This is a genomic window from Mesorhizobium sp. M1A.F.Ca.ET.072.01.1.1 (assembly GCF_004023325.1).
Lineage (GTDB): Bacteria > Pseudomonadota > Alphaproteobacteria > Rhizobiales > Rhizobiaceae > Mesorhizobium.
In genome coordinates this window covers 1-4,544 of record NZ_RZSF01000433.1, presented here as the reverse complement: position 1 = coordinate 4,544, position 4,544 = coordinate 1, and the positions used below count along the sequence as shown (strand labels likewise).

The 4,544-nt window shown below is 67.0% G+C and carries 7 protein-coding genes; all 7 read right to left on the bottom strand.

Annotated elements, in window-relative coordinates; genetic code table 11:
- On the bottom strand, window positions 1–373 hold a 373-nt coding region (locus EOA32_RS33570; protein WP_189407592.1), incomplete at its 3' end, for a dihydroxyacetone kinase subunit DhaK.
- 26 nt (window positions 374–399) lie between these two features.
- Window positions 400–831, bottom strand: a complete 432-nt coding sequence (locus EOA32_RS33565; protein WP_067324262.1) for a hypothetical protein — start codon at window positions 829–831, stop codon at window positions 400–402.
- Between the two features lie 7 nt (window positions 832–838).
- Window positions 839–2,413 (bottom strand): phosphoenolpyruvate--protein phosphotransferase, encoded by a 1,575-nt coding sequence (gene ptsP, locus EOA32_RS33560; RefSeq protein ID WP_189407590.1) that lies wholly within the window; start codon window positions 2,411–2,413, stop codon window positions 839–841.
- A 41-nt stretch (window positions 2,414–2,454) separates the two neighbouring features.
- On the bottom strand, window positions 2,455–2,757 hold the full coding sequence (locus EOA32_RS33555; protein ID WP_067003487.1) for an HPr family phosphocarrier protein: 303 nt from the start codon (window positions 2,755–2,757) through the stop codon (window positions 2,455–2,457).
- A gap of 19 nt (window positions 2,758–2,776) precedes the next feature.
- The gene (gene dhaM / locus EOA32_RS33550; RefSeq protein WP_067003489.1) at window positions 2,777–3,166 is read right to left on the bottom strand and encodes a dihydroxyacetone kinase phosphoryl donor subunit DhaM; all 390 of its coding nucleotides are present in this window, start codon (window positions 3,164–3,166) and stop codon (window positions 2,777–2,779) included.
- Window positions 3,166–3,765, bottom strand: coding sequence for a dihydroxyacetone kinase subunit DhaL (gene dhaL, locus EOA32_RS33545; protein ID WP_067003491.1), 600 nt, complete (start codon window positions 3,763–3,765; stop codon window positions 3,166–3,168). Before dhaL ends, dhaM begins: the two co-directional genes overlap by 1 nt.
- 10 nt (window positions 3,766–3,775) lie before the next feature.
- Window positions 3,776–4,544: DAK2 domain-containing protein (locus EOA32_RS33540; protein WP_128374014.1), on the bottom strand; the 769-nt coding region annotated here is incomplete at its 5' end.

Here is a 4,544-nt window from a genome sequence, read left to right as displayed (position 1 = left end):
GCAGAACGCCGTCCGACATTTCGGCGGCCATGTCGAAATTCATCACGTCGCCTTCATAATTTTTGACGATGAACAGGCAGCCGGCGCCGGTGTCGACGGCTTGCGCGGCCGCGAACATCTGGTCGGGCGTCGGCGAGGTGAAGACCTGGCCGGGGCAGGCGGCGTCGAGCATGCCGTGGCCAACCAGCCCGCCATGCAGCGGCTCGTGGCCGGAGCCGCCACCCGAGATCAGCGCCACCTTGCCCGGTTTCAGCGTCTTGCGGCGAACGAATTTGTGCTCGTCGCCGAACGCGAGGATGTCGGAATGCGCGGCGACGAAGCCATCAAGGCTTTCGGTGAGGACCGTGTCCACCGAATTCAGAAACTTCTTCATGGCAGTCCTCCCGAATAGGTCCTCGCTCAGCCGCTGCCCCTGCCGGCGATGCTGGTGATCTTCTGGATGAATTCGTTGATCGCTCGGTCGAGCGCTGCGTTCTGCTTGTCGTCGCCGAAATCCGGCACGATGAGCGAGACGTGGCGCGTCTTGCGCGGACCCGAAGCCGCCGGCAGCTTGCCCGGATGCGCCTGGTGATAGGCGGCCAGGAACTGGTCGCGCTCGGCCGGGCTGAAATGGCAGACGGAAAAGATGGCCGGCAAATGCTTCGACGGGATGGGGATCGAATAGGCCGGGCTGGAGATTTGCGTGACGAAACTGCGATGCTTGCCGAGCGCATCGGCAAGTCGCTGGCGCATGCCGGAAGGCCGCTGGTCGATGACTTGCGACAGGATGGTCTTATACGCGCGGATCGCGTCTTCCGCGCCGGCTTCTTGTATCTTGGCTGGCCTGGCCATGCTGTGCTTACACCGGGACGTCCGCTATGGCCGCCTTGGCCATGGCGAGTTGCGCCGGAGCCACCGATAGGTCGCGCAGGCCGGCCTCAATCAGCGCCGGAATGGCGGCCGGATCGCCGCCGGCATCGCCGCAGAGGCTGACCGGAATTCCTTTCTCGCGCCCGAAGGCCGCGACCGAAGCGATCAGCCGCATCACAGCCGGATGGCGGACAGCGTTGAGATGTGCAACGGCGGCGTTGTCACGCGCGGCTGCCATCACATATTGCGTCAGGTCGTTGGAGCCGATCGAGAAGAAGGCAACGTCGGCAAAAGCCTCCGGCGCGATGGCCACCGAAGGGACCTCGACCATGATGCCCAGCGGCGGCAGCTTGTGCGCAACACCGCGCGACGCGAGAGCGGCCTCCTCCTCCGCAAACAACGCGGCGGCCTGCCTGTGCTCTTCGGCCCTGGCGATCATCGGAAACATCACCTTCAGATTGCCGTGGACGGCGGCGCGCAGCAATGCCCGGATTTGCACCCGGAAGATGTCGCTCCGCGCCAGCGACAGCCTGATACCGCGCAGGCCGAGAAACGGGTTGGTCTCCTCGACGGTGAAGGCGGGGATCGGTTTGTCGCCGCCGGCATCGATGGTGCGGATGGTCACCGGTTTTTCTCCGGCCCATTCCAGCACCTTGCGGTAGGCTTGGTACTGTGTCTCCTCGTCCGGCAGGGCCTTGCCGAACAGGAATTCGGTGCGCATGAGCCCGACGCCATCACAGGTCGCAATGTCGATGCCGTCGACATCGGAAGGGTAGGCAATGTTTACCTGCACCCGCACCGACGTGCCGGCCTTGGTCGCCGCCGGCTGGGCGAGAAAAGTCTGCGCCTGGCCTTGTCGCGCCGCGAAGGAGGAGGATGATTGCCGGAACGCCTCGATCTCCTTCGGCGAGGGCGAGAGCACGATGCCGCCATGCTCGGCGTCGAGCAGCGCGTTTCCGGTGGGCTCGTCCGCAAAGGCACCAAGCCCCACCACCATCGGCACGCCGCGCGAGCGTGCCAGCATGGCGACATGGCTGGCGGTGCTGCCGGCCTCGAGCGCAATGCCGCCGCCTCTGCTCCAGTCGGTTTCGAGGAAACGCGTCGGCGCGATATCGTTGCCATAGAGGATGGCGCCGAGGGGCGCCACGGTCTCGCTATCCTCGCTCAGCGCTCGCAGCACCTGGTCGCGGATGTCGCGCAAGTCCGCGGCGCGTGCCCGGAAATAGTCCTGGTCGGACGCCTCGTAGCCGGCGATCTCGGCATCCAGCGCCTGCCGCCAGGCGGCGTCGGCCGGCTCTCCGGAGCCGAGCGCCGCGAAGGCGGGCGCGCTCAGCGCGACGTCCTCCAGCATGGCGATGTGGAATTCGAGGATGCCGGCGGCATCGCGATCGGCCGTCTCGACAATCGAAGTCAGCCGGCTCACCGCCTTGCCGATGGCCGCCTTCAGCGCTGCTTTCTCCTCCGCCTCGCTCGCCTTGGTCACATAAGCAGCCGGTGGACGGTCGAGGTTGAACAGCGGCCCTTCGGCGTAGCCGGGAGAGGCAGGGATGCCCTCAATCCGCATAGCCCGCATTCCTTGCGGATTGAGAGGGCGGCAGACCCGGCTCAAGCGGAGCGGGCATGGTCAGCATCCTCGTCGAAGTCGCGCTGCACCAGGCCGACCAGCGCTTCGACCGCGTTGCTTGCGCCGTCGCCTCGCGCCCTTATGTGCAGCACGGTTCCTTTCGGCGCCTTGGCCGCCATGACCTTGACGATGCTCTTGGCATCGAACCAGGGGCCGTTGGCGGCGACTGCCACCTCCACCTCGGCCGCGAACGACTTGGCGAGCTTGGTGAACTTCACCGAAGGGCGCGCGTGCAGGCCCACCTCGTGGGTGATCAGAACCGTGGCTTCGGCGGATGCGGACATTCAGTCGATTCCCGTTCACTCACGACGGCGACAATTCATGCGCCGTCGCCACCACTTCCTTGAGCGATGCGCCGCCGGACGATTCCGTCGCCGCCATCACCGCCCCCTCGACGATCGGCGCATTGCAGACGACTATTCTGCGGGAGCGCGGCTCGCCGATCATTTCCACCGCCATCTCGCTGTTGGTCTCGGCGCCGCCGAGATCGACCAGGATGGCGACGCCCGCTTCCGACCAGGCCTTTTCGATCGCGCCCATGATCGCCTCGACGCTGGTGCCCAGCCCGCCATGGCCGTTTCCGCCGCACCATGCAAGCGGCACTTCGTCGCCCACCATCTGGCGCACCATGTCGGCCGTGCCTTCGGCGACCAGCGGCGAATGCGAGACGATGACGATACCGACATTGCTCATCAAGAACCCTCGATTGCTTCAGCGACTGCGCGCACCAAGAGCGCGGTCGACCGCGCCCCGGCGTCCATATGCCCGATCGAGCGCTCCCCCAGGAAAGAGGCGCGCCCACGCAAGGCCTTCATCGGCACGGTGGCCTCGGCCGCCCTGTCGGCGGCGTCTGCGATTGCGCCAGCCGTCTTGCCCTGCGCCAGTGCCTCATACACCGGCTGCAGCACGTCGAGCATCGTTTTTTGCCCCGGCTGCGATTTGCCGCGCGCCGAAACCGCCTCGATCGCCTTGCCCAGCGCCGCTGTCAGCGCGGCGCGGTCGGGCGTGGCGGACAGTTCCTTGCCGAGCGCCATGAACAGAGTACCGAACAAGGGGCCGGAGGCTCCACCGACGGTCATCACCAGCTTGGTGCCGACCGCGGTCAGCGCGTCCGGCAGCGGTTTTGCCGCGATTGCGGCCTTTTCGGCGCGCACCGCATCGAAGCCGCGCTTCATGTTCAGACCATGGTCGCCGTCGCCGATCGCCTGGTCGAGCGCGGTCAGCTCGTCGGCATGCGCCGCGATCGTATCCGCAGTCGCCGCGATCAATTGTGAGAAATCGGATGCGGCCATCGCCTGTCCTTCATGCCGGGGCGAACATGGCCACCACGGCCGCGAACGCCTCGGCAACTGCAAACGCGCCCGGATCCGCTATGTCAAGCTGGCGGCCGATATAGGCCGAGCGACCGGCCTTCGCCTTCTGCATCGCCGCCGTCGCCTGCGCGCCGCTCCGCGCGGCCGAAGCAGCCGCCTCCAGCCCGTTCGTGTCGAGCGCCTTCAGAGCCGGCTCCAGGGCGTCGACCATTGTGCGGTCGCCGAGCTTCGCGCCGCCGTAGAAGGTCATGCGGTCAAGGCCGGCGAGCAGCGCCTTGCTGAGCGGCGCGCCGCCGTTGAGCGACTGCGCGGCAGCCGTGAAGAAGATCGACAAAAGCACGCCGCTGGAACCGCCCATGGAAGTTCCCAATGTATCGCCGATTGTGGCGAGAGTTGCGGCCTTGTCCGCAAGCGGCAGCGTGTCGACGCGGTCGAGCACGCTGCGTGCGCCGGTCGCCACCGTCGATCCCGTGTCGCCGTCGCCGGCTTTGGCGTCGAGGCCATTCAGAGCCTCCTCGAGCGAGATCAGCTTCTCGCAGACCGCAGCAATCAGCCGCTCGGCGCCGGCGTCACGGCTGGCCGCTTTGGCGATGTCGCGACCTGCCGGCTGGGCTGTGGCCACCACGACCGGCGGGCGCACCGGGCTGGCCGGCAGCCAGGCATGCGGGCCGACCGGCGCCAGCAGCGCCGCCTCGCGCTCCGCCTCGAGCCTGATCAGCGACAGCGAAAAGCCGTTCATGTTGAGCGCGGTCATCAGA